Below are 21,939 nucleotides of genomic sequence, written 5' to 3'. Positions count from 1 at the left end.
ATGAGTAGTACATGCTTGGATACTTCCTGGCGATTGTTTCAATATTTTGCCTCCTGTCTTTTTGTGAGTAGTCTAGTCTTGGCGAGTGGCTTGCCTGGCTATGCGGCCGAGGTGCGCCAAGTGACCACCCATCCCGCACTGGATTATTTTCCAGCCCCGTCGCGCGATGGAAGGTTTTTGGCATTCGTGTCCGAGCGCTCCGGGAATGCCGATATATGGTTGAAGTCCTTGAAGCTTGGTGTGGTGTCGTTGCCGCGCCAGCTTACCACTCATCCTTCCATTGATCGAGATCCTGCCCTCAACGCTGAAGGGAGTCGGTTGCTATATGTCTCCCACAAGTCCGATCCTCGTGGAGACGTATACTTGATGAATCTGACCACGGGTGAAGAACGGCGACTCACAGATTTAAGAACTGCAGATTCATTGCCGGCATGGGGATCGGATGGGGCTTCCGTGTATTATCTCTCACAGAATGTCACGACGGGTGTCCAATCCTTAAAGAAACGATCGTTGGTTGATGATCAGGAATCCATACTTGTGGCCGACGTATTGGCCTATTCCCTCAATGAGAACGGCTGGATCTTGGTTTCCCAAGGCGGCGCGTTGACATTCGTTCAAGAACAGTCACTCGATAATGGTCGTACCGTACCCACAACCCCTGGTCTGAACATGTGGTCTGCGATTAGCGACAACGGTGTGATGGCATTTACCCATTATGCCCAGGACACCAATGAGGATGGAGTGGTCGATGCCAACGATGAGTCTTCTATCTGGTTGAGCCAGTGGGATTTTCAAGAGGATGCACAGAGCAGTCTGTTTCAAATGACGCCCATCGGTCATTTTCACCTGTATCCGGCGATGGCTCAAGGGGATGTGTATTTTACGGATCTGGAGCAGGGGAATATTTTTCGAATTAAAATACAGGAATTTCTCAACGATTATTCTTCGTTTGAAAAGGCGAAAACACTGGCTGATCGATTGATGGATGGAGGCGATTTTCAGGAAGGCCTGGTTGTTCTGGCCAATATTTCACACAATTTAACCCAAGCCTTTGATGAAAAAACCCGGGCTGGGTTCGATTTTGCGTATGCGGAAAAATTAATCGAGGCCGGCGAATTTTCTCGGGCTCAACAGGTCATGACCCCCTATGCCGACACTCCCGGCGAGTTTGGTGCCTTGGCCAACATTCATGATATTGCACTCCCGTTGTACCAAAACAAATCTTCGATGAGCGAGGAAGAATTAAAACGTGCGGTACAGACCGGGGCGCAGGACATATTGAAGATTGGAGAGGCGCACCGGGAACAGCAACAAGTCTATGGCCAGGCGCTGATTGAAGCCGGACGTTTACAATTGTTGGTGGATGATTCCCTTTCGGCATTGGATTATTTAGTGCGTGTGGATGACTTGACGAGCAAAGAAATCAGAGCAAAGGCGTTGTTCACTAGGGGGACCGTCTATCGGGCTTTGGGCGACCAAAAAAGCTTGGTCAAGGTGTTCGTCGACGTCATCAATATGTTTGGAGAAGATAATTCGTGGGGAAAACGCGCGATAGCGCAGGCGATTACCGTGTCCGAGCAAGGGGAAGATGTTCATAAAAAGGTGGCCTCTCTTCGTGACCTGATTACGCAGCACGAGACATTGCTGATGTTGGTTGGGGCGACCCGTTTACGTATCGCGGATTTATATGAAGAAGCTGGGGAGCAACTGAAAGCCATTCAAGCCCTTGATCAGTTGCTACAGGACCCTCCTCCTTCCGAGGCTCTTGTCACACAGGCCTATCGACAAAAGGGAGAAATTTTGGCTTCGGCGGAACGGTATGAAGAAGCCGCAGAGGTGTATGCCATTTTGGTCGCTCGAACCGAGGAAGATCAGGCGCTGTTAGCCCGAGCCAAACGATTGATGGTTCTGCAGTTGGTCAATAAGGCCAAGAAGGAGCGAACCCTTGGTGAAGTCCGCATCGCGGCTAAAGCGTTTTACAAGATCACTCAGGATTATCCAGATTCGGTTGAAGCACATCGTGGGTATATTGAAACCAAAGTCATGCTGAAGGAATTGGCTGAGGTCCAAACCAGGTATCAAGAGTTGGTGGCCAAGAATCCCGATTCTCCGATCTATCAATATAGTAAGGCCTTGGCGCATTCGTATGCGCAGCCTTTGGAGTTACCCAAGGTGGTTGAACCGCTGGAAGCCGCCATTCGTTTGGATCCGGGCGTCTCGTTTTACCATCAGACATTGGGATGGGCGCATGAGCAACAGGAACAGATTGAGGGAAACCAGGGCTTTCTAGAAAAAGCCGAGCAAGAATATCGCATTGCCCTTGAGTTGAACGATGAATTTCAATTCCCAGAAGTAGAATCGAATCTCCTCCTCAACCTTGGCAATACCTACCGGACGTTGGGTAATTTTCATGAGGCATACCGGGCCTATCATAAGCGAGAATCCTCCTATAAGCCCGCCGGGGATTCTATTACCGAACTTCTCTATCGAAAAAACTACGGGGAAGCTTGTTTCAAAAGTGGCCGGACGCAAGAAGCCTTGGTGCAATACCAATTGGCGTATCATCGTATACCTGCGGACCAGAATACGCTGAAAGCCGAATTGTTGGAACGCATCGCGTTGTCCCACCAAGATTTAGGGAACCATGCTCAGGCAGTGGATGCGTTTTCGCAGGCCTTGGAATTGAATCTCGAATCCGGCAATACAAAAAATCTGGCGCTGCTTCAACGGAACATCGGAGTGAGTTTGTACAATTTAAGTGCCTCGGGCGAGGGCGGAAGACGTAAGGCCCTAAAGCAGGCGTTGAAAAGTTATTTCACCAGCCTGGATACCCTTAGTGAATTTGGGGGAAAACAAAAAAAAGAGGGAACGGGGTTATTCAATGTCGATGTGACCTTGGATGCGGGTGGGTCCCAGGCGGCCGAAGGATTTGACCAAAAGGGCGAACGGAAATTGATGTTTAGCTATATCGCCGGCACGTATGAACGACTTGATGAACCTGGTCCAGCGCGTGACAATTACCTGAAAAAACTGGCGCTTCTTTCAGAGGCCGATTCTGCCGATGGCAACGTGGGGCAGCTCACGGAAAAAGCAGTCGTGCTTAATCGTGTCGGGTTGTTGTCGCATCAGTTGGGAGAGAATGCTCAAGCGATGGACTTCATGCGGCAGTCTCTCGGTTACACCACGACCTTGGGATTGTCTTTTGGAACGGGCGTCAATCTGTACAATCTGTCTCGATTGGCGGCTGAGGATGTCATGAAAGGCCAGCCCGTTAATTGGACGATGATCACGGCGTTAGTTGAGGGCCTTGATACGCACCTCGCGGAAGAACAAGCCGATGCGGCCACCTTTTATGCGCTCACCAATACAGCCTTTCTGATATATCATTTGACTGAACCGACGCTTTTAGGTTCTTCGAACACGGATGGAGCTATCCAGGCCATGCATACGTTTTATGATGTGAAGGGGAAGGTCTGGTCTTATTACGCCAAAGCGGAGGCTTTGTTGGGACGTGGGGAGGTGGTTCCTGAGGAACAGGTGTTGCCGATGCAGGTGATTCTCAAACTGAATAAAATGGAACTTGCGCGGGAAATTGGCGAAGAAGATTCCTTTCTCTCCCTCCAAAAGGAATTATCAGTTTTACTCGAACGTCAACCTGCCCTAACGGGATGGATAGGGTTGGTGGCGCAAGCCGAGTATGCCAAGGATGCAGCAGAGCAGCAGGCTTTGCTTGCACGGGCCTATGACGCGGTGCTGGGCTTGCCGTCACAGGCTTCATATTCTCCTCAGAGTGCCACAGCGGTGTTGGCAAGCCTACATACCTTGTCCCGTTTGTATGTGGATCAACTCGTGGATGCGAAAGCCTATGCGCTGGCATTCGAAGTCGCCGAGCGACTCGGCATGCGAACCATGGCAATTCAATTGCAAAAATCCCTTGGGGAAGATTTTTTCTATGCTGGCGTGGGTGAGTATGAGGATGAACTTCGGCAGGTGCTTGCAGAAATTCGGAAGATACCGAGCACTGGGGAACCTGACGAGACCGAGGTGTTGCGCGCTGAATTAGAAGATCTATTGTTTGGGTTGTATGAAGAATATCCGGTGGCGACCAGTTATTTCTGGCAATATCCCTCGCCCGAAGATTTGTTGTCGGAGGTTCTGAATCCCGAACGTCTGTATCTCAAAGTAGTTGAGGGTATGAACCGGCTTCATGCGTTTATCCATGATGGACAAGAAGTCCAATATCTCCCACTCGAAGCCCAGGGTTCTCGAGTGACTATTGGCGAAATTCTAGGAGCGCGGCTCTCGAGTGAAGCTCCGATGTATCTGTCTATTCCCAGGGAATACGCGAGAAGCGTTCAAGTGGCCTTTCCTCCTGCCAAACCGATCACCCAGGTATCCGGCTTGTATGACATCGTGAATGGATACCATCAGCGCAGCGTCTTTTATTCGAAGGTTGGGATTATTGGAGAGTTGGCATTAGATGCTGGGCTGACAGCCGGAGACGTGCCGCTTTCCGCCGAACCCTTAACAGGGGTGCCTGCACACGATCATCCAATCGTCGATCGTTTAGAAGTGCTCATTTCGACCAAGCCACCCCAAGCCTATCATTTTACGTTGGCCGAAGAATTACAGGTTCGAGAACTCTTGCCATTGACGCGTTTGGCGGGGCGACCTCATCATACCGCCGTGGTGTTTCAACCTCAGTCTTCTACGGATGCTTCGGAGTCCGCTTTGGTTTCGGCCTTGGTGCGATCTGGTTTTCCCCATGTGCTGCTTATTCGAAAAGATGACGCACAGGCGAAATCGTTTGTCTCACTCTATTTGGCCTATCTCAATGATTTGCCTCCCGATGAGGCTGTATCCTTTGCCAGCCAAGAAGTGTGGGGCGACAAAACTGGTGCTCATCCTGTGGAATTGTTTGGCTATGCGGGTATGAATGAGGAGGCACGGGCGGAGTTTGCCTCGGCTATTTATGATGGGGAGGTATCTGCTGCGGTCAACCTGTATCAAGAAGAGCAATATGGATCGGCCCTTCAAAAAATGGAACATGCGCTGTCTGTGATTCATTATGCGGATAAATCTTCTGATTTTGCTGATCTCACCAAACTGGCCGTTGATGCGTCATACAAAGTCGGGAATTATCAAAATGCGGTGTTTCATCAGGAGCGGTTGCTGGCTTCGCTCGATGAATCCACTCAAGCGGAGGGGCGTTCAGAAGCCCTTTATCGTTTAGGCATTCTTTACTCACGATTAGAACAGTTTGATGCGTCCATCGGCTATTTGGAGCAGGCGATTCAATGGTGGACGAAAGCCGAGGAGTTAGATCGCTTGGCGGAAGGGATTGCCCAACTTGGTGTTGTGCGAGAAAACATGGGGGCCTATTCTGCCGCGCTAACGGATTTTGGTCGGTCATTTGCGCTGTATGAAGAGCTTGGCGAAATAGGGGATGTCGCCACTCAGCATCGTCGCATCGGGCGAATTTATTATTTGCGTTTGGGGCGATATGAAAAAGCCCGAGAACAGTTTCAATCGGCGCTCACTCTGTACCGTAACTTAGAAGACCTCAATGGCGAAGCTGAAACCGTTTTTGAAATCGGCCTGACTTATGAAAAGATGGGGTTATTTGATGAGGCCGATACCCACTACCTCGCGGGGATGAAAATAGGAAAAACCCTAGAGTCACCCTATCTGTTAGCCACGGGCCACTTGTATTTGGCCAACACCGCCTGGTTTCGTGGCAATTATCAAGAGGCGTTTCAGCATCTTTCACAAGCCGGCAAGCAGGCCGAAGCGGCTCAAGATGCACAACTCACGATCATGGTAAAAAATACTCGTGGGCTGATCTATTGGACCTTGAATGATTTGGACAAGGGGTTAGTTCATCTAAAGCAAGCGGTGGAGTTAGCCAAGAAATCGGATATCAAAACTGAGTTAGCCTCTTCACTGAATAATCTGGGGCTTATTTATCGGCAACAAGGCGACTATACGACGTCGCTCGAATACTTTGAGAAAGCAAAAGCCATTGACGAAAGTCTGAACAGCCGTTGGGGGCTGGGTTATGACTACCGCAATATTGGCATGGCCCTTCTGAAGCTTGATCGTTTACAAGAGGCGCTTTCTCATTTTACCCAGGCGGCTGACACCAGCGCGGAAATCAAAAATTCCATCAATTGGGTCAAGGCATTGCTCGAACTAGGGAACGTGCATCGTCAATTGAACCAACCTGAAAAATCAGGGGAATACTATCAACAGGCCTATGACCTTTCGAAAAAATACGGGATCAAAGAAGTGCTTTGGCGCGCGGCCGCAGGCCAGGCTGGCCTTCTTCGAGAAGCCGGCAAAGCCGAAGAGGCCTTTCGTCGATATGACGATGCCGTGAATGTCGTCGAGGGGATGCGTGCCGCCTTGAAGATCGATGAATTGCGCAATAGCTTCCAGGCCAACAAGCAAGATCTTTACCGAGAGACGATTTCGCTGTTGGTGGAAATGGGACGAACGGATGATGCGTTTAATTATCTGGAGCGTTCACGGTCACGGAGTTTTATTGATCTTCTCGGCAATCAGAAAATGACCTTAAAGAATGCCGTAGATCAGAGAGCCCTTGACCAAATTGGGCAACTCGCGTTGCGAGTTGAAGCCTTGACCAAAGAGGTTGGCAGCTATGATGAAGCGCCTGCCGAGTTGCAAGAAAAACTTCGTGAAGCCAAGGCAACCCATGAAGAGGCGCTCCTTGAACTTAAACAACGTAATCCCGGCTTAAGCAGTTTTGTGTCCGTCGATCCTCTCAAGCTTTCAGGAGTGAAAGAAATGCTTGAGTCAGACACGGCACTTGTGTCGTATCTATTAGGAGAAGAAACAACCTATGTGTGGTTCATCAAAAAAAGCGAAACGATATTTTTCAAGTTGGCTGGTGGTGAATCCACGATAGAGCCCCTGGTCAGACAATATCGGGCTTTTGTCCAAAACTCCGAGCCGGTCGACACCGAATTGCGTGCTCTCTATGCAGGGCTGATCAAACCTTGGGAAAAGCATCTTGCAGGCGTGGAACATCTTGGCATTATTCCAGATGGCGCCCTCCATTTCCTCTCATTTTCAGCGTTAAAGAGTGATCAAGGATATCTCGTTGATCGGTATCCGATATTTTACTCTCCGTCGGCGTCGGTGTTGGAATATACCTTTGCCAAACGGAAAGACAAAAAACGTACGAAGGTATTGGCCATCGGAAATCCAGACTTGGGCAATTACAATTATGATCTCCCTCTTGCGGAGTTAGAGGCCCAGAGCATCAAGTGGAATTATCCCGATATGGATATTCTCACCGGGGCCAAAGCAACCAAAGAATGGTTTGTCGAGAACATTTCCAAATACGGAATCATTCATTTGGCGTCTCATGGCGAGTTTGACGAAGTGAATCCATTGTTCTCCTCATTGTGGCTATCGTCGTCCGATCCAAAGAATCGAAAGCTGACGGTGAATGAAGTGTTTGGATTGGAAATCAATGCGGACCTGGTGACCCTGAGCGCGTGCCAAACAGGATTGGGCAAACTCAATGCAGGCGAGTTGATCGGCCTCAATCGTGCCTTTATCTATGCGGGTACGCATGCCTTAGTCTCCGCTCTGTGGCGAGTGGACGATCTTTCGACCTCTGTCCTTATGAAGCATTTTTACCGCAATTATGTCACAATGAATAAAGCAAAGAGCTTGCGGCAGGCCCAGCTCATGGTCAAACGTGATTTTCCACACCCATCCTATTGGGCGGGATTCAATTTGGTCGGAGATTATCAGTGAAGGAACATGTAAGCCGTCATGCGTCAGACGGATCGAGTGAAGAATTATTTGTATTTATTCTCATCTCAGACGAGCAAGTTTGATAAATTGGCAATCCTGGAAATTACCAATGAGGCATGTATGAAACCAATCATTTTGAAATTATCCTTTATCCTGTTGGCATTTGTGCTCCTACCGAGCCTATCTCAGGCTGAAACGATGTATGCCAAGAAAAGCGGGGTGAAAGTCACCGCCGAAAAGTCCCCGACTTCAAAAGTTGTGGGCACGCTTGGTGTCGGAGATCAAGTGCAAGTCGTCAAGAAAGATGGCCGGCAGTATCAGGTCAAACTGCCCAATGGGCAGTCCGGATGGGTGTTTAAATTTAAGTTGTCTGATGACAAACCTGCGGGAAAATCGAGCGGGAGCTCACTCTCGGGATTAACCGGAAAGACGACAATTGCGGCACGGGAATCCCGTTCGGGAGGGAGTATCCGTGGGCTTAAGGAGACGACCGAACAATATGCGCAGGGGAAAAATATTGATCCCGCTCATCGACGGTCGGTCGATGCGATGGTGGCGTTTGGCGTGTCGGATGCGGAATTAGCAGAATTTCAACGAGCCGGTAGCGTGGGTGATTATTCAGGAGGTGGCCAATGAAACACATTACCGTTGCAATTATCATGATTATTGGCCTCACCGTTTTTACTTATGAAGGCTTTGGGTTTTTTGATCAAATTCTCAAACCACAGCCAAAGAAACAAGAAACCCAACAGGAAAAGAGCCAGGGAGAACAACAAGAACAACCTGGACTGCTCGATGCGTTGGGAGCCTTTGGTGTCAAAAAGAAAGATGTTGATCTGCTGAAAAAGGGCGTGGGGGTAGTACAAGCCTTACAGCCCATTGGCGAGGAAGAAGAAATAACCATGGGTGAAGCGGTGGCAGTGGAAGCATTCGCCCGATTTGGTGGAGAATACCGAGATGAACGGTTGACTCGCTATATTAATCTAGTGGGCAAGACCATTGCGGATGTGTCGGATCGACCAAATCTCAAATTTCACTTCGCGATTTTAAACAGCCAAGATCAAAATGCCTTTGCAGCGCCAGGTGGCTATATCTTTGTCACGATTGGCTTATTGAAGACTTTAAAGAATGAAGCCGAACTCGCTGGGGTGTTGGCGCATGAAATCGCGCATATTACGCAGAAGCATATGCTCGAGACCATACGTCGGGGAGCACTGTTGTCCAATGTTTCCGAGGTCACCATGGCCGCGATGAACAAGGACCCAAAAATGTTTTCCAATGTGATTGACGAAATCACGGATAAACTCTTTACCAAAGGCATGGACAAAGACAAAGAATATGAAGCCGATGTCTATGGAGTCGAGTTTGCGTATCGCGCCGGGTATCACCCCGGTGGCCTGCGTGATTATTTGAAGACATTACAAGGCCAAGAGGGCCATGCCAATTCGAGATTTTTTACCACGCATCCATCGACCGGAACTCGGATTAGCAAAATTGAAGGGTTGCTAGGGCAGTATGGGGATGGAATGAGTTTCCCGGTATTGACCAAACGGTTTCAGAGTTATATGGGAGCGTAACAAGTTCATTATGCGGGGTTTCGCCCCGCGCGACGAGGCACTTTTGTTTCGGCAAAAGTGCCCAAAACCATTCTCGCCTGTGCGCGGCCCCAGAGATCCTGCTAAAGGCTGCAGGATCTCTGGGGTCCCTCCGATTCCGGCCCGAATAAGATGGCTCCGGAACTCGCTCCGAGGTGCAAAGCCACCTCTCCACTCAAACAGCCTTCGCCAAGAGGCCGATTCGGGCCTCCACCTCCGCCACACCCAACGCGAGTAGAACTGAACTTTTGGCGTCATATATTCAGCAAAACTCCCAACAAAAGATTTGACCACTAATCCTACTTCACCAAACGAAAAAAAGGGATGATCAACCGTGGGATTTAATGAAGTTATTTGGGAAATATAACTCAGAGGAATTGCGAAGAGGAGGGTTTTGGTCTTTGCGGCGCTCACCAACAAAGACCGTCTCACAAGAAATTTCGGTCTCAGAAATTTTTAATTCAATGGTCCATTCTTGTCCTGGGTAATCTTTGGCAGTAATAGAAAGAGGAAATGTTTGCTTTTCTGGTTGTTCTATTTCCCTCCAACTAGCTTTTCCTCCCTCGTTGGTTTGACACCCAAACGATAGTCTTGTGCCTACGGTTTTTCTTTCATGTAGAGAGCATAACTCAAATGCCGCGTGCTCCATTGGATGAAGAGTAACTTCTTGGAACGTGAAAAATCCTTCAGGCTTTAAATATGCCCCATTAATTGAGGAAATACCAAATTTTTCTCCAGGCACCGTGGCTTTTATCCCATGGATGGTTTTTGCCAATTTGGAGTCATTCTTAATAATCAAAAGAACCTTATGTAATCCTGAAGGGGTATCGTTTTCTGCTGTGTAGGTCCGTCTTATATCAATGGCTTTTAGAGACAAAGAGGACGTGCTTGTTTCCACAACCTGTTTTTCCAATTCCTGGTGCATCCAATATGGGACTAGAAAAACCTTGGTCCTAAAAAAACAAGCAAAATGGATAAAGGTATTTGCCAAGCTAAATCAGGGGGCAGTGGTCCTACCTTTGGGAAAAGGATCGTCAGGATTGGGTTTATAAAGAAAAGCCCTGTAGTTACTGCGCCGGCAATTCCCCATGGCTTCTCAACCACTCGCATGGCCCAAGTCTTAAGGTATTGAATTTTGGTCATAGTTAGAGTTTATCATGATCAAAAGCTGGCGAATACGTATGCAAATTGCCAAAATTTCGTAATACCTCATTTAATAGGGAGCAGGGGATCAAAATTTTTGTTGAAATTTTAGGATAGATAAGAACATCAAAGGTTCCTATCCCCTGCGTTGGGCGCGGCTGAGGTGCTGTTCCGAATCGGCTTTTCGGCGAAGGCTGTTTGAGCGTAGAGGTGCCTTTTTACCTCGGAGCGAGTTCCTGAGCCATTTTTATTCGGAACGGCACCTCAGGGAACCGAAGGGCCGCGCACGGGCAGACATGGTTTTGGTCCCTTTTGCCGAAACAAAAGGGACTCGTCGGCGGGGGCGAAACCCCGCTATAAATAAATCTTAATCAAAACTACAAATTCCAATCTCACTCACAAAATTCTAAACTACAGAAAACCTGAATCCCCGATAAAGCATGTCGGGGATGACGAATGGATTAGAGGTTCCACCGAATACCGCTTCCCCAAAAGGCTTCAATGAATTAAAAACTTTCGAGCCCGAGGCGATATCATGTCCTACCCTTCAGCCTTAACCAAATGCACCGTTCGTTGCGGAAACGGAATCGAAATGCCTGCCGCATCGAGTTTTTCCTTAAAGGCTTTAGTGAGATCAAATTTTAATCCCCAATAATCTCCGGCGTTGCACCACACTCGGACAGTAAGATCTACAGAATTGTCTCCAAGGTTACCCACAACTACCATTGGGGCCGGGTCTTTCAATACGCGAGCATCGGCATTGATGGCGGCATGAAGCGTTTCCATGGCCTTATCAATGTTGTCGCTGTAGTCGATACCCACCACAAAGTCTACCCGGCGCGTGGAATGATGGCTATAATTTTTAACGGTGGCTCCCCAGACGGAGGCATTGGGCGATAAAATCTGAACATTATCAGGCGTGGCAAGTTCCGTGACAAAGAGCGTAATGGATTTCACGGTTCCGGCTACTCCCGCCGCTTCGACATAGTCCCCAACTTTGAAAGGACGAAAAATCAACAGCATGACTCCCGCCGCCACATTGCTTAAAGTGCCCTGGAGGGCTAAGCCTATGGCCAAGCCTGCCGCGCCAAAAATGGCAATCAGGCTGGTTGTTTCAACGCCAAATTGCGATAGCACCATGATAAAGGTAAAGATCAGGATCACATAACGGGCGCAGTTGGACAGAAAGTCACAAATTGTTTGGTCGATCTTTCCCGTGCGTTCCAAGAATTTTTTCGTGGTGTTCTGGGCCCATCCCGCGAGCATGCGCCCAAGAATAAAAATGACAATGGCGCCGAGAAGACTCATCCCGTAATAAATCAACAGGCCGACGCCTTGTTCTGTTATTTGCTCCAATGATGAATCCATGGCCACCTCTTTGCGGATCTATGGTTAAAATTATTTGGAGGAAACTTGTCCCGTTGTTAGGTTTTTGCCAAACACTGCCTTGGACCAAATTTGGCCTTCTTCGAGTGCCACATTCGAACTGACATAGAGCCCAAAGATCTGTTGTCGAATTTTATAGTAGAGGGAATTCTTGTTAGAAAATTCTGGTCCAAATTCAGAAAACGTTTGGTCTTGTTCTGGATATTGCCCATCGAGTCGTGTGCGGAAGAAGGTTTTGATTTTAAACCGATACAGCCACATGAAGTCTTCATTGACGATGCCAATTGAATCGTCATGTGCACCACTGAGATAGGCGATATTTCCTGCTAAGCATTCGGTGTGGAACGCACAGCTCAGATCTTGTCCAAAAAAAGGTGCTACGGGTGGAGTCAGGTTGTTCATGGCTAAAATGGTGGGGCCTATATCCACTTGGCTGGCGATGTGGGAAATGGTTTTAGCCCGAGTGGGCATTTCTGATTCGAGCGATGGATCGATCCAAAGATAGAATGGGACTAAAAAGTGGCTGCCGCGTGCCGCGGGGTCACTTCCACCGATACCTTCATGCCGGCCATGATCTCCTAGGACTAAGACGATGGTGTCTTTAAACAAATCCTCTTGTTGCATTTTTTCAAAGAAACCCTCCAGCGCGAAATCTAAATATCGCAAGGCGGGGACATATTGGTCTGGATGTTTCTGTAAGATTTCAAGATCAGGATGGGCCATCGGAAATTGATAGGGATGATGCGTGCCTACCGTAAGCGTTGAAAGAAAGTAGGGGCGGGATTCTTTTCGTAACTCTTTTACGCGCTCATAGACGAAATGAAACAGTGATTCATCGGTGAGGCCTAACCCGAGTTTTTGTGCATCGGCAGGGAAACTATTTTCGTCTAAGAATTGGTGAATGCCATTTCTCGCCAGGAACAAAGCAATGTGGTCGTAATTGCGATCACGATTTTGTCCTACCACCATTTCCGTCCAATATCCAGCTTGGCGCAACACTTCCGGGAAGCACAAAAATTCGTGGGTATAGCGAGCCCGCATCACTGCCCAGCCTCGACGGGGATAATAAGAACAGAGGGTGGAGAATAACGCTCGAGCGGTCATGTCTCCATTGGAAAAAAAGCGGTCGAAATAAATACTCTCTCTGCCGAGACGATCCAAGAATGGAGTCAACTGAATATGTGTGGATGATGAAGGGGTACTGGTTTCGTTCTCAGGTGGCGTAGGTTTCTTATTAAAAAACGTCTTCCGCATATCATTGGGTTCGTTGACGTTAATGGATTGTCCCAGGTATCGCCGGTCCAGACCTTCGACAAAGATCAACAACACATTGACTGGTTTGGTAAATTGGAGACCCTGTTCGTGTGGTCTGGTGTTTTTGAGCAAGGGGTATTGAGCGAAAGTGAATTGGTCTGGGGTGCCGAGAATGCGTTGGCTTACCTCGACCGCTTCTTCCAGGGGCATGGTACTCACAATCCCTGATGTGGCCCCGCTCAATCGATAGAAGACTGAGCCGATGCCAACCTCTCCTGCATGCCACAAAGGATTTTGAGCCAACATGTAATAGACCGAGTTGGTAATGTTGGCGCGTTGAATACCCCAGGGTCCATACCAGTTGAATCCCATAAGTCCGCCGGTGAGGCAAAAGACCAGAAAGTATTTGGCCATGCTGGGAGAATGGGTATGCCACCAGGTGAACAGCGGAGCAATGACCGTGCGAAAGGTGACCCACCACCCAAGGGTGATCAATATTTCCACGCCAAAAAATCCACCCACGATCCAGGACCACTTGGTGATTTCCTGAAGTTCCGCCCCGGTTTGCTGAAGGGCTTGGTTAGGCGCCGCGGTATTTTCCGTGACGGTCCCTGCTTGTTCGCGTGGGAACAGCAGGTCTTCGATAAACTCGAAAAAGACGAAGTCCAAATGGGTATGTGCATAATGATAGTACCCCATATCCACCATGAGGATGAGCATTAAGGCGCTCCCCACTAACCAACTGAAAGTACGAAATACATCGGTAAATCGATTGGGCGTGCGCAAGGCAATTTTGGCGTTGCCCCAGCCGAAGCGTAGCATGAGATATCCCCAGGCGAGCATGGCGGCAAACCCCGCAGCCAGTGTCGAAACAATCACGTCGGCTCGAAATCCGGTAATCGCAGTCTTAATGAGGATTTCTTGCTCCGGCACTTCAATCTTCAAGGCTTCGGAAAACAGAAATAATCGTTGTCCTTGCTGAAGGAGTAAGAACAGAATTAAGACAAAGAAAAAGAGATGCCAGAAAGACCGGGAGGGGTAATGAGAATCAGAAAAGTTCATGGTGGGTATGGGCCTAAGAGAAGAAGAGTCCTTGAAATCGCCACCGAATCCCCACTCTTCATTCGTGAACGCCGAAGTTCAAAGGAGAAAAGAGAGAGCGAAGGGGGAAAGATTGAACCTCACGACCTTGTCGGTCAACCTGTCCCCCTCTTCAGTACTGTCGTCCCATTCCTATTGGTATAGTTTGGTGCTTTCCTCTTCCAGGACTGGGCTGGTGAGTTGGTCTGCATTCATTTCCACCCGGAAGCGGAGATCGCCCGGTTGGACTCCTTTCACCGTGACGGTAAATACGAGGTTTTCCTTTGGTCTTAAGGTAGGAATCGGGTCAAAGTCTACGAGTTTTCCCAGAACGACTAACCTGGCGGTTGATCCACTAGAAGAGACATACTCCATACCGTCCGGAATTGTCGCGGCAATTTTGATGTTAGTTGCATTAGCGGTTCCCTGGTTGGTCACAAGAATCGAATAGCTCGTCTGTGTTCCGATTTCCACTGGGTCGGGACTATCTGTGACTTCCAACAGGAGGGCGGCCACGCCTTCCACCGAGGTGCAGACTTCGGCCCGTTCTTTCAGGCCTCGTTCCGTTTGGACCGTGGCGATATTGCATTGTCGTCCGCTGGTATTGGCTCGACCGGTCACCTGAAATGTTTTTGTTTCCCCTGGGGCCATGGTGCCGAGATTCCACGAAACGTTGTTGGTATTCGGAAGATGGTTCCCCGGAGGATTCGCGCTTTCAAATGTGAACCCGCTGGGTAAGGTATCGTGTACCACTACTCCGGTGGTTGGTGCCGTCCCGGTGTTGGTGACTTCCAAGGAATAGGTTGCGGTGGTTCCTAAGAATCGATTCTCTGGGCCCGTCATCTTCAGGCTCATACTGGGCTGCTCAATGGTCAAATCGCAACTGACTTGTTCCTGTAAATTTCTACTACCAGTCACCTGCACGACATTGGATGCGGCGCCGGGTTGGTTCGCTGTGAACGTAAACACTTCGGTAACGGTCGATCCCGCTGCCAAGGAATCGATTTTTCGCGTCACCTCGGGTTGGCCGGATGCGTGACTCATGCCATTCGGAACACGGTCTGTGAGTTGAAGGTCCTTGGCGACACCGGTTCCGGTGTTCGTAATGGTGACATGAAATTCAGACCTTTCTCCGACTAGCACAGTGGAAGGGCAGGTTTGCGTGAGAGACAGGATAGGTTCGCCGACGGTGGCGGAACACATGGATTGACTGTGCACGCCGTCGTTGGCTTCCACGACTACTTCATTCACATACGTGCCACTGGCTTTCGCTTTCATGTGGAGAATGACTTGTCGACTAGTTTGGGCCGCCAGGTCGGTTAAATTCCATGTGAGGGAATTTCCTACTTGTTGAGCTTGCGGATTTGACCCAACAAATTCCATGCCAGCAGGAATGGTATGACGCAGGACAACATTACTGGCATTCACTTGTGAGCTATTGGTCAGCGTGATGGGAAATTCAGCCGTGTCACCCAATATCAAAGCCGAGGGGCATTGTTGTTCTAACGTGATGGAAGGGGCCATCCAGGTTGTCTTTGACAGTCCTTTGGCTATGATCCCGCTAACGGCCGGACAACAGTCTCGATCGGGGGTTTCAGGTTTCACGACGGTGATTTGCACGGTGTTTTCGCCTGGTCCTGGGGTTTGTTGGGCCAAGGTTACTCGGGCGACACCTTGTGCATCGGTTTCCGCAATGGCTTCAGATTGGCGGCTTTCCTCAAAATACGCTTCTGGCCCTGAAGTGACATTCCATTTCACCTGATAACCCTCCAAGGGAGCGCCGTTTGAGGCTTTCATGACTGTGACGGCCATGTTTCGGGTCGTTCCCACCTTTTGTGCGGCGTCAAGTGGAAAGTCCCATTCCGCATCCAACCAATGCATGACTGCAAAGGCTTGATGGTGGCGTTGTTCCTTCAGGTTGGAAACGATTGCAATGAGATGGGTACTGCCTTCCTGCACAGAGGTCAAAGTGATCGTTGATTCCCCTTGGCGATTAGTGCCACCGATAGCATACGTGTTGTTGACCCTGAGGGCTTGTTTTAAGGGATCTTGTCCTATGTCGATAATATCACCGACTGCGCCTTTGGCTCTGGCAAGGGTCCATTCCACAATGGCTCCGTTAAGGGGTTTTCCTTGCGCGTCTTTCACTATGGCCGTGAAGGTGGATTGGGTTTTGATAGGGCGAGTGTGTTGTTCAGGTTCGATCGTGATGCTTGCGGGAGGAGAGGTTGGCTCCGAGAGGGGTCTGCCAAATTTGCTAACGTGGTCACCGTACTGAAGGCCAGTACATCCCTGAATTAAAAAAATAAAGATAATGCACACGAGCCAATTTTGTACGGAACAAAAGCCCAGCCAGTGACCCCGATTCATGATGTCCTCCTAGAAAACAACTCAACGAACATAACAGATGACTTTACGTCCTCTCGACCAAATGAGGGCCATGACTATACCAAATTTCTTGGGGAATGACAGTCAGCCAATATTTGTGGGTCTCCCACTGCCTTCTGGACGGCCTACAGTCCGTTTAGGATTTAAAGCTATACCCTAGATTCAAAAGGTATTGGAAGTCTGAAGCTTTTTTCCCAGTCGAGGGAGTATTGTCGTACCGCCAATTTAATTGGAAACCTGTGGTGAAATTGCCCATGATTTTGATTCGGATGCCTTGTTGGGAGGTAATGTAAAAATCGGTGAAATCTTCAAGAGAGGGAAAGCCTTGGTGTTGATGAAAAATGGTGACTTCCGAGGTCACGGGCCAATCCAGATTTGCAGCCCAGCGGCCAGTGAAATTTTGTTGATCTGCGGCTACCTTAAAATCTTCGTTAAAAAACCCAAGACCAATTTCCCCGTCTAGCTCCATATCGTGGAGATAGGGGCTGGAAAGGTCACCTGGCATGATGAATTGATAGCCTGGCCCACCGCTAATGGAGGTTCGAAGTTGAATGTCTTGAAACGTATCTTGTTCGAATAAGGCACTAGTAAACAGGTAAAAACGCTTTGTGACAAAAAAGTCGAGTTTGACGTTGCCAAAGGTGTTCCGAGTAATGATGGACCCTGAGTCTTCCGAATAATTCCACCGTCCAATGAAAGATAATCGAAGAATGTCCCCGCGGATGACCAGTTCGCCAAAAAAGTTGCCCTGCTTGAGGTCGCTATTGCCGGACGTGATTGAACCCCCAAAGTTAATATTGCCCTTGTAGGTCACAGGTTTCTTTTCCGGTGGATTAATGGCGACGACGGTTTCCACCAGGACGGGAATGGTAACCTGAATGAGGTCTGTGGCGAGTTGAATAGTGCCAGGTTCTCCTGGTTGAGCGATGCCCTGTAAGGTGACGCCATTTTTCAGCACGAGGGTGATGGAGCTTGTGGTGGTGAGTCCCGTCACTTCGCTCCAAGTAATGGGTATGGGATCGCCTTGGCTAAAGGACGCTTTGGCTTTCAGAGTTCCCTTGACCATGGATATGATCTCCCCATGCAATTGGCTCCCATCTCTCAATTGAATAAGGCCTGACGTCGCGGCAGCGGGAACCGTCACGCATACCATGGCGATTAGGAGGGAAATGCAGGCAAAGAATTTTGCTCTCATGACTCAAAAATTTCCTTGAATATCACACAGACAAAGAGGAGGGGATGTTGTAAATTTTGTGGAACCTAACAAGGGAGGATGGGAAGGCGCAAACATTGTTTAGATAGAGCAGATCTGCGGGGATCTGAGTCACGGTAGTTGTTTGCAAAACCTGGTGTTGTAGGGTTCAATGTAAGTGCAAGTTCTTATTGGGTGTTGTGAAAGGAGTTTTCGACATATGCGGATTGCTATGGTCCTTCTCGCAGGAATAGTCCTTTTGATGCCGGCTCAAAGCTTTGGATTTTTTGATGATGTGATGGAGGGATTTAAATCTCTTGGTTTGGGTACATCGGCTGAGCTCAGTGAAGATAAAATTATTGCCGGCTTAAAGGAAGCGCTGGAGGTCGGTAGTGCCAATGCCGTGCAACTAACCGGTGCTAAAAATGGGTTTTTGCAAAACGAGGCTATCAAGATTCCAATGCCAACTCAGCTTCAAAAATTTGATCAGGCGCTGAGGCTTGTCGGATATGGTCCGCAATTGGATGAATTCGTGGTGAGTATGAATCGAGGGGCCGAGCAAGCCACGGCGTTGGCTAAGCCGGTGTTTATGGACGCCATTAAGGATATGTCGTTTGAAGATGCCCAAGGTATTCTTAAGGGAAGCGATACGGCGGCCACGGAGTATTTTCAAGGAAAAACCACGGATAAGCTTAGTGCAATGTTTCGTCCTCAAGTGGAAACGGCACTGAATCAGGTCGGCGTGACCAAGCAATATCGCGAACTAGTAGGTCGATACAATTCCCTACCTTTTGTGGATTCATTGGCCTTTGACCCTGATCAATATGTTGTCGACAAAAGCCTGAAAGGCCTCTTTCATGTTTTGGCCGAAGAAGAACGGAAGATTCGCACCGATCCTGGCGCACGAGTCACAGAACTCTTGAAAGAGGTGTTTGGTGCAAAGAAGTAAAAGGGGTGCGTATTGATGGAACGTTTACGACATGTGTTCACACTTGGACGCTTGAACGTTTGGAGTGCCAGTCTGATGCTTTGCTTGGCAGTTCCCATGATCTCCTGGGCTGCAGAAGGTCAAAAGGAAACCGCGGGGTTGGTCTCTATCCCTCTGGAATCATTGGATGTGCAAGAAGCTGTGGCGACGGTGTCAGTTCTGGATGATCCACAATCATCGGTGGATTCTTTGCTCGGCATATGCGATTCGGAGTTTGTAAGGAAGCTTCAGATCGAGGGTGAAGATATCCAAGAGACCATTAAGAAGTTGTGCGGAATGATGGAGGGGTTGGCCAAAAAACTCGAACCTCCCGCACATGAAATCGCACCCAGCCAGTTTCTGATTCAGGTGCCGCTCAAGCGACCCCATCAGGCCATTCGGTCCGTGACCTGGAAGGCCAAGTCGCTAGATGATGCGATGACGTTTATTGAACTTCTCAAGGATGGTCGGTTGAAAGCCGTGAAAGTGTTTTCTGCTATTCCTTGGTCTGACAATCCCACGCAACCTTGTTCTGAATGTCCTGTCAAAGATCTGGTTTTTCGCCTTGAAGCGATGAAAGACCAGCGGCATTTGTTAGAATAGTTTTTCTAGCCTCTTTGGGTTAGTCTCCCAAACGTTAATCACCCTCAGGTTCCGCGCTCCCGTGTTTATGAGTGACTTGATCCTCTTCGAACAGCTCTGCCATTTCATCGGCGATCATGTCGTCGTCATGGGGTAACGACACCACGTGGATTTCTTTTTTCGTCTTGGGCTTTTTCGGAGGATTGGGATCGTCTGAAGATTCGGCGTCTGGTTGTGTGGAGGGTTGGTCCATGGGCAGGTTCCAATCTGGTTGGTGCGTCTACTCGAAGGATTCGAGCGACGATTGTTCTGTGAATTGATGTTGGCATGAATTGCAGGTGAGAAAATAAATCGATTCACGCACAGACATCACAATACGAAAATTTAAACTGTGGTCCCGTTTCATGCAATTAGGACAGGCGATATCTCGAAGGCGATACTTCACGTCCGGTTGTGTTTGCAAATAAAATTCCATATCAGCATAGACAGGAAAGGTGTAGTGGCAATCGATGCAGATGGCCTTCCAGTCCCCATCTTCTTTCACACTGCGACTATCAATGCCAAATCGGCTTTTTTTGCAAATGGCACATTTGGCCTGTGTGAGCCGCGCTTCTATATCTTTGACAGCCATCATGGTCATGGATTAACTCCTGTAAGAATACCTACCTATTCAATTAGTTAGAAGTATAGATAGTTAGAAGTATAGAAGCTTAGCCAGGGTGCCGCAACTTGGATAGAGCTCGATATCCAAGGTTATACTAGGAATTCCAACATCCGGATAATCGATCATGCCAGAATTGCCAGAAGTCGAAGTTATTCGAAGACAGCTCGAATTACACCTCGTGGGAGCCACCATTCAGCACATCTGGATTGGGCGCAACGATATTGTTCGCCAGGGGTTAACAGATTTGCCGTGGTATACCAAGTCGCGAATTGTCGAGATCCAACGCTTTGGTAAAAGTGTCGCGTTGGTGTGCGAGCAAGAAAGAACCCGTCGCTACCTCGTTGCTGAGTTGGGGATGACGGGACTTCTTCTCTTTGATCGCCAGTCCATGCCGAGCGAGAAGCACCTGCATGTCATCATTCATTTAGCCAGTTGTAAAAACCCGGAGCTGTATTACTGGAATGCGCGTCGATTTGGGCGACTCTCTTTGCTCAATGAGCAGGAGTGGGAGGCGTATCGCGAACGGCGATTTGGGTTAGATCCGTTGCAGGTTTCTGAGAATGAATTTTTCTCGTTAATCAAAGGCTGTCGCGGGCGGGTGAAGTCTGTATTGCTCAATCAACAACGTATCGCGGGCATCGGAAATATTTATGCCAATGAAATGCTCTTCCGATCCGGTATTCATCCAGATGCCCGGGGGCACCGATTGTCAAAAAAGAGAATCCAACAATTGTTTCTAAATATGCAAAAAGTGCTGAATGAGTCGATTGACAAGGGCGGGTCGTCTATTCGGGACTATCTGTCTCCTAATGGTTCGCGAGGGCAATTTCAACACTATCACCAGGTTTATCAAAAAACCGGGCAACCTTGCCCTGCATGCGCTACTCCCATTTGTCGGCTCGTCAGTGAGCGAAGTTCGTTTGTTTGTGCTTCCTGTCAAAAGCGATGATTTTATGCCGGCTTTGTACGGAGGCGATACCCCGCATAAAAATAAACCTGGATTCCCGATTAAAAATGTCGGGAATGACCACATTGGGTTGTTGCTTGGCCTAGCCATAGGCTACCATCAATATATGCACAACCCTCCCCCAAAATCCCGACTAGACAAGTCAAAAGACCCACCACCTCGCCGCATTCAAACCCAGATTCATCGGCGGAATAAGGCCAAAGCGGTGTACCCTTTGACCGATGAATGGGAAAATTCCCAGGAGTCTCCTCCAAAAGGTCTCAAGCGGCCTCCTGAGGATATGCCGAAGTCCTAGGCCCCCTTTCGGACTTTTTAGAAGCCCTTTCCTAGCCTTTGCGTATCATTTCCTTGTTCCTTCGGTATTCGATAAAAGATCGACAAGGCACCGTTTCCCTATATGCCTTATTGGGTTGGGCCTTTTGGTTGAAGCCGTGGTAGGTCTTTTGTTCTCTTGATTCGTTAAAAAACGGGGTGTTACCATTGCAAATTCTGCGGAAAATTTGAAGTTTTTTGATTTTTTAGGGGAATCACTATGGATGGGTATGAACTTCTACTCGCCTATTTAGATAAATATTCTCCCATTCTGATTTTTATCGTCTTGGCCTTGGGCTTTGGTTTGGTCACACTAGCCCTCAGTTACCTCGTCCAACCCAAATACCCCGAATTTGAAAAATTAAGTGTATATGAATGCGGGTCCGAACCCTTCTCGGATTCCCGCATGCCGTTTCCTGTTCGATATTATGTGATTGCGATGTTGTTTGTGATTTTTGATATCGAGGTCATTTTTCTTTACCCGTGGGCCATTACTTTCCATGACCTTGGTGTGATTGGCCTGATTGAAATGATGATTTTTATTGGCTTGTTTGTGGTTGCATACGTCTACGCTTGGCGCAAAGGCGCCCTCGAGTGGGATTGATGACCGAAGTCGATTAT

The 21,939-nt window shown here is 48.6% G+C and carries 15 protein-coding genes; 8 read left to right on the top strand and 7 right to left on the bottom strand.

The genetic code is table 11. From position 1 onward, the window contains the following. The 3 genes from PPG34_RS07970 (at nucleotide 1) to PPG34_RS07960 (ending at nucleotide 9,365) form a co-directional block, all read left to right on the top strand. Nucleotides 1–7,788, top strand: a complete 7,788-nt coding sequence (locus PPG34_RS07970) for a CHAT domain-containing protein (protein WP_313832663.1) — start codon at nucleotides 1–3, stop codon at nucleotides 7,786–7,788. Nucleotides 7,789–7,908: 120 nt separating this feature from the next. Then, on the top strand, nucleotides 7,909–8,424 hold the full coding sequence (locus PPG34_RS07965; RefSeq protein WP_313832662.1) for an SH3 domain-containing protein: 516 nt from the start codon (nucleotides 7,909–7,911) through the stop codon (nucleotides 8,422–8,424). Beyond that, nucleotides 8,421–9,365, top strand: a complete 945-nt coding sequence (locus PPG34_RS07960; RefSeq protein WP_313832661.1) for a M48 family metalloprotease — start codon at nucleotides 8,421–8,423, stop codon at nucleotides 9,363–9,365. Before PPG34_RS07965 ends, PPG34_RS07960 begins: the two co-directional genes overlap by 4 nt. A 346-nt stretch (nucleotides 9,366–9,711) precedes the next feature. On the opposite strand, the gene PPG34_RS07955 is transcribed toward PPG34_RS07960, so the two are convergent. The 5 genes from PPG34_RS07955 to PPG34_RS07935 form a co-directional block, all read right to left on the bottom strand. Next, nucleotides 9,712–10,296: a hypothetical protein gene (locus PPG34_RS07955; RefSeq protein WP_313832660.1), complete on the bottom strand. Its 585-nt coding sequence runs from the start codon at nucleotides 10,294–10,296 to the stop codon at nucleotides 9,712–9,714. 770 nt (nucleotides 10,297–11,066) lie between these two features. Further along, nucleotides 11,067–11,894 (bottom strand): mechanosensitive ion channel family protein, encoded by an 828-nt coding sequence (locus tag PPG34_RS07950; protein WP_313832659.1) that lies wholly within the window; start codon nucleotides 11,892–11,894, stop codon nucleotides 11,067–11,069. 30 nt (nucleotides 11,895–11,924) lie between these two features. Beyond that, on the bottom strand, nucleotides 11,925–14,228 hold the full coding sequence (locus PPG34_RS07945; RefSeq protein WP_313832658.1) for an LTA synthase family protein: 2,304 nt from the start codon (nucleotides 14,226–14,228) through the stop codon (nucleotides 11,925–11,927). A 171-nt stretch (nucleotides 14,229–14,399) separates the two neighbouring features. Then, on the bottom strand, nucleotides 14,400–16,616 hold the full coding sequence (locus tag PPG34_RS07940) for a hypothetical protein (protein ID WP_313832657.1): 2,217 nt from the start codon (nucleotides 16,614–16,616) through the stop codon (nucleotides 14,400–14,402). Nucleotides 16,617–16,770: 154 nt separating this feature from the next. Next, complete coding sequence (locus tag PPG34_RS07935; RefSeq protein ID WP_313832656.1) at nucleotides 16,771–17,829, bottom strand: DUF481 domain-containing protein; 1,059 nt, start codon at nucleotides 17,827–17,829, stop codon at nucleotides 16,771–16,773. Nucleotides 17,830–18,046: 217 nt separating this feature from the next. On the opposite strand from PPG34_RS07935, the gene PPG34_RS07930 reads away from it, so the two are divergent. Both PPG34_RS07930 and PPG34_RS07925 read left to right on the top strand, forming a co-directional pair. Next, complete coding sequence (locus PPG34_RS07930) at nucleotides 18,047–18,775, top strand: DUF4197 domain-containing protein (RefSeq protein ID WP_313832655.1); 729 nt, start codon at nucleotides 18,047–18,049, stop codon at nucleotides 18,773–18,775. A gap of 15 nt (nucleotides 18,776–18,790) precedes the next feature. Then, nucleotides 18,791–19,396 carry a hypothetical protein gene (locus tag PPG34_RS07925; protein WP_313832654.1) on the top strand — a complete coding sequence of 202 codons (606 nt, stop codon included), beginning with the start codon at nucleotides 18,791–18,793 and terminating at the stop codon, nucleotides 19,394–19,396. 34 nt (nucleotides 19,397–19,430) lie between these two features. On the opposite strand, the gene PPG34_RS07920 is transcribed toward PPG34_RS07925, so the two are convergent. Both PPG34_RS07920 and PPG34_RS07915 read right to left on the bottom strand, forming a co-directional pair. Next, nucleotides 19,431–19,628, bottom strand: a complete 198-nt coding sequence (locus PPG34_RS07920; protein ID WP_313832653.1) for a hypothetical protein — start codon at nucleotides 19,626–19,628, stop codon at nucleotides 19,431–19,433. Nucleotides 19,629–19,655: 27 nt separating this feature from the next. Continuing rightward, nucleotides 19,656–20,015, bottom strand: coding sequence for a hypothetical protein (locus PPG34_RS07915; RefSeq protein WP_313832652.1), 360 nt, complete (start codon nucleotides 20,013–20,015; stop codon nucleotides 19,656–19,658). A 148-nt stretch (nucleotides 20,016–20,163) separates the two neighbouring features. On the opposite strand from PPG34_RS07915, the gene mutM reads away from it, so the two are divergent. The 3 genes from mutM (at nucleotide 20,164) to PPG34_RS07900 (ending at nucleotide 21,922) form a co-directional block, all read left to right on the top strand. Further along, nucleotides 20,164–20,988 (top strand): bifunctional DNA-formamidopyrimidine glycosylase/DNA-(apurinic or apyrimidinic site) lyase, encoded by an 825-nt coding sequence (mutM, locus tag PPG34_RS07910; RefSeq protein ID WP_313832651.1) that lies wholly within the window; start codon nucleotides 20,164–20,166, stop codon nucleotides 20,986–20,988. A 4-nt stretch (nucleotides 20,989–20,992) separates the two neighbouring features. Continuing rightward, nucleotides 20,993–21,301, top strand: a complete 309-nt coding sequence (locus tag PPG34_RS07905) for a hypothetical protein (RefSeq protein WP_313832650.1) — start codon at nucleotides 20,993–20,995, stop codon at nucleotides 21,299–21,301. A gap of 237 nt (nucleotides 21,302–21,538) precedes the next feature. Further along, complete coding sequence (locus PPG34_RS07900) at nucleotides 21,539–21,922, top strand: NADH-quinone oxidoreductase subunit A (protein ID WP_313832649.1); 384 nt, start codon at nucleotides 21,539–21,541, stop codon at nucleotides 21,920–21,922. Nucleotides 21,923–21,939 lie beyond the last annotated feature (17 nt).

Origin of the sequence: Candidatus Nitronereus thalassa, from assembly GCF_032191465.1 — a bacterium.
Lineage (GTDB): Bacteria > Nitrospirota > Nitrospiria > Nitrospirales > UBA8639 > Nitronereus > Nitronereus thalassa.
This window is presented reverse-complemented; position numbering and strand designations above follow the sequence as displayed.

What these genes read in the sequence shown, in the direction of transcription:
- PPG34_RS07960 (WP_313832661.1), top strand. Translation starts at nt 8,421, where the DNA reads ATGAAACACATTACCGTTGCAATTATCATGATTATTGGCCTCACCGTT.
- PPG34_RS07935 (WP_313832656.1), bottom strand. Translation starts at nt 17,829, where the DNA reads ATGAGAGCAAAATTCTTTGCCTGCATTTCCCTCCTAATCGCCATGGTA.
- PPG34_RS07945 (WP_313832658.1), bottom strand. Translation starts at nt 14,228, where the DNA reads ATGAACTTTTCTGATTCTCATTACCCCTCCCGGTCTTTCTGGCATCTC.
- PPG34_RS07900 (WP_313832649.1), top strand. Translation starts at nt 21,539, where the DNA reads ATGGATGGGTATGAACTTCTACTCGCCTATTTAGATAAATATTCTCCC.
- PPG34_RS07915 (WP_313832652.1), bottom strand. Translation starts at nt 20,015, where the DNA reads ATGACCATGATGGCTGTCAAAGATATAGAAGCGCGGCTCACACAGGCC.
- PPG34_RS07965 (WP_313832662.1), top strand. Translation starts at nt 7,909, where the DNA reads ATGAAACCAATCATTTTGAAATTATCCTTTATCCTGTTGGCATTTGTG.
- PPG34_RS07940 (WP_313832657.1), bottom strand. Translation starts at nt 16,616, where the DNA reads ATGAATCGGGGTCACTGGCTGGGCTTTTGTTCCGTACAAAATTGGCTC.
- PPG34_RS07925 (WP_313832654.1), top strand. Translation starts at nt 18,791, where the DNA reads ATGGAACGTTTACGACATGTGTTCACACTTGGACGCTTGAACGTTTGG.
- PPG34_RS07930 (WP_313832655.1), top strand. Translation starts at nt 18,047, where the DNA reads ATGCGGATTGCTATGGTCCTTCTCGCAGGAATAGTCCTTTTGATGCCG.
- mutM (WP_313832651.1), top strand. Translation starts at nt 20,164, where the DNA reads ATGCCAGAATTGCCAGAAGTCGAAGTTATTCGAAGACAGCTCGAATTA.
- PPG34_RS07905 (WP_313832650.1), top strand. Translation starts at nt 20,993, where the DNA reads ATGCCGGCTTTGTACGGAGGCGATACCCCGCATAAAAATAAACCTGGA.
- PPG34_RS07970 (WP_313832663.1), top strand. Translation starts at nt 1, where the DNA reads ATGAGTAGTACATGCTTGGATACTTCCTGGCGATTGTTTCAATATTTT.
- PPG34_RS07950 (WP_313832659.1), bottom strand. Translation starts at nt 11,894, where the DNA reads ATGGATTCATCATTGGAGCAAATAACAGAACAAGGCGTCGGCCTGTTG.
- PPG34_RS07920 (WP_313832653.1), bottom strand. Translation starts at nt 19,628, where the DNA reads ATGGACCAACCCTCCACACAACCAGACGCCGAATCTTCAGACGATCCC.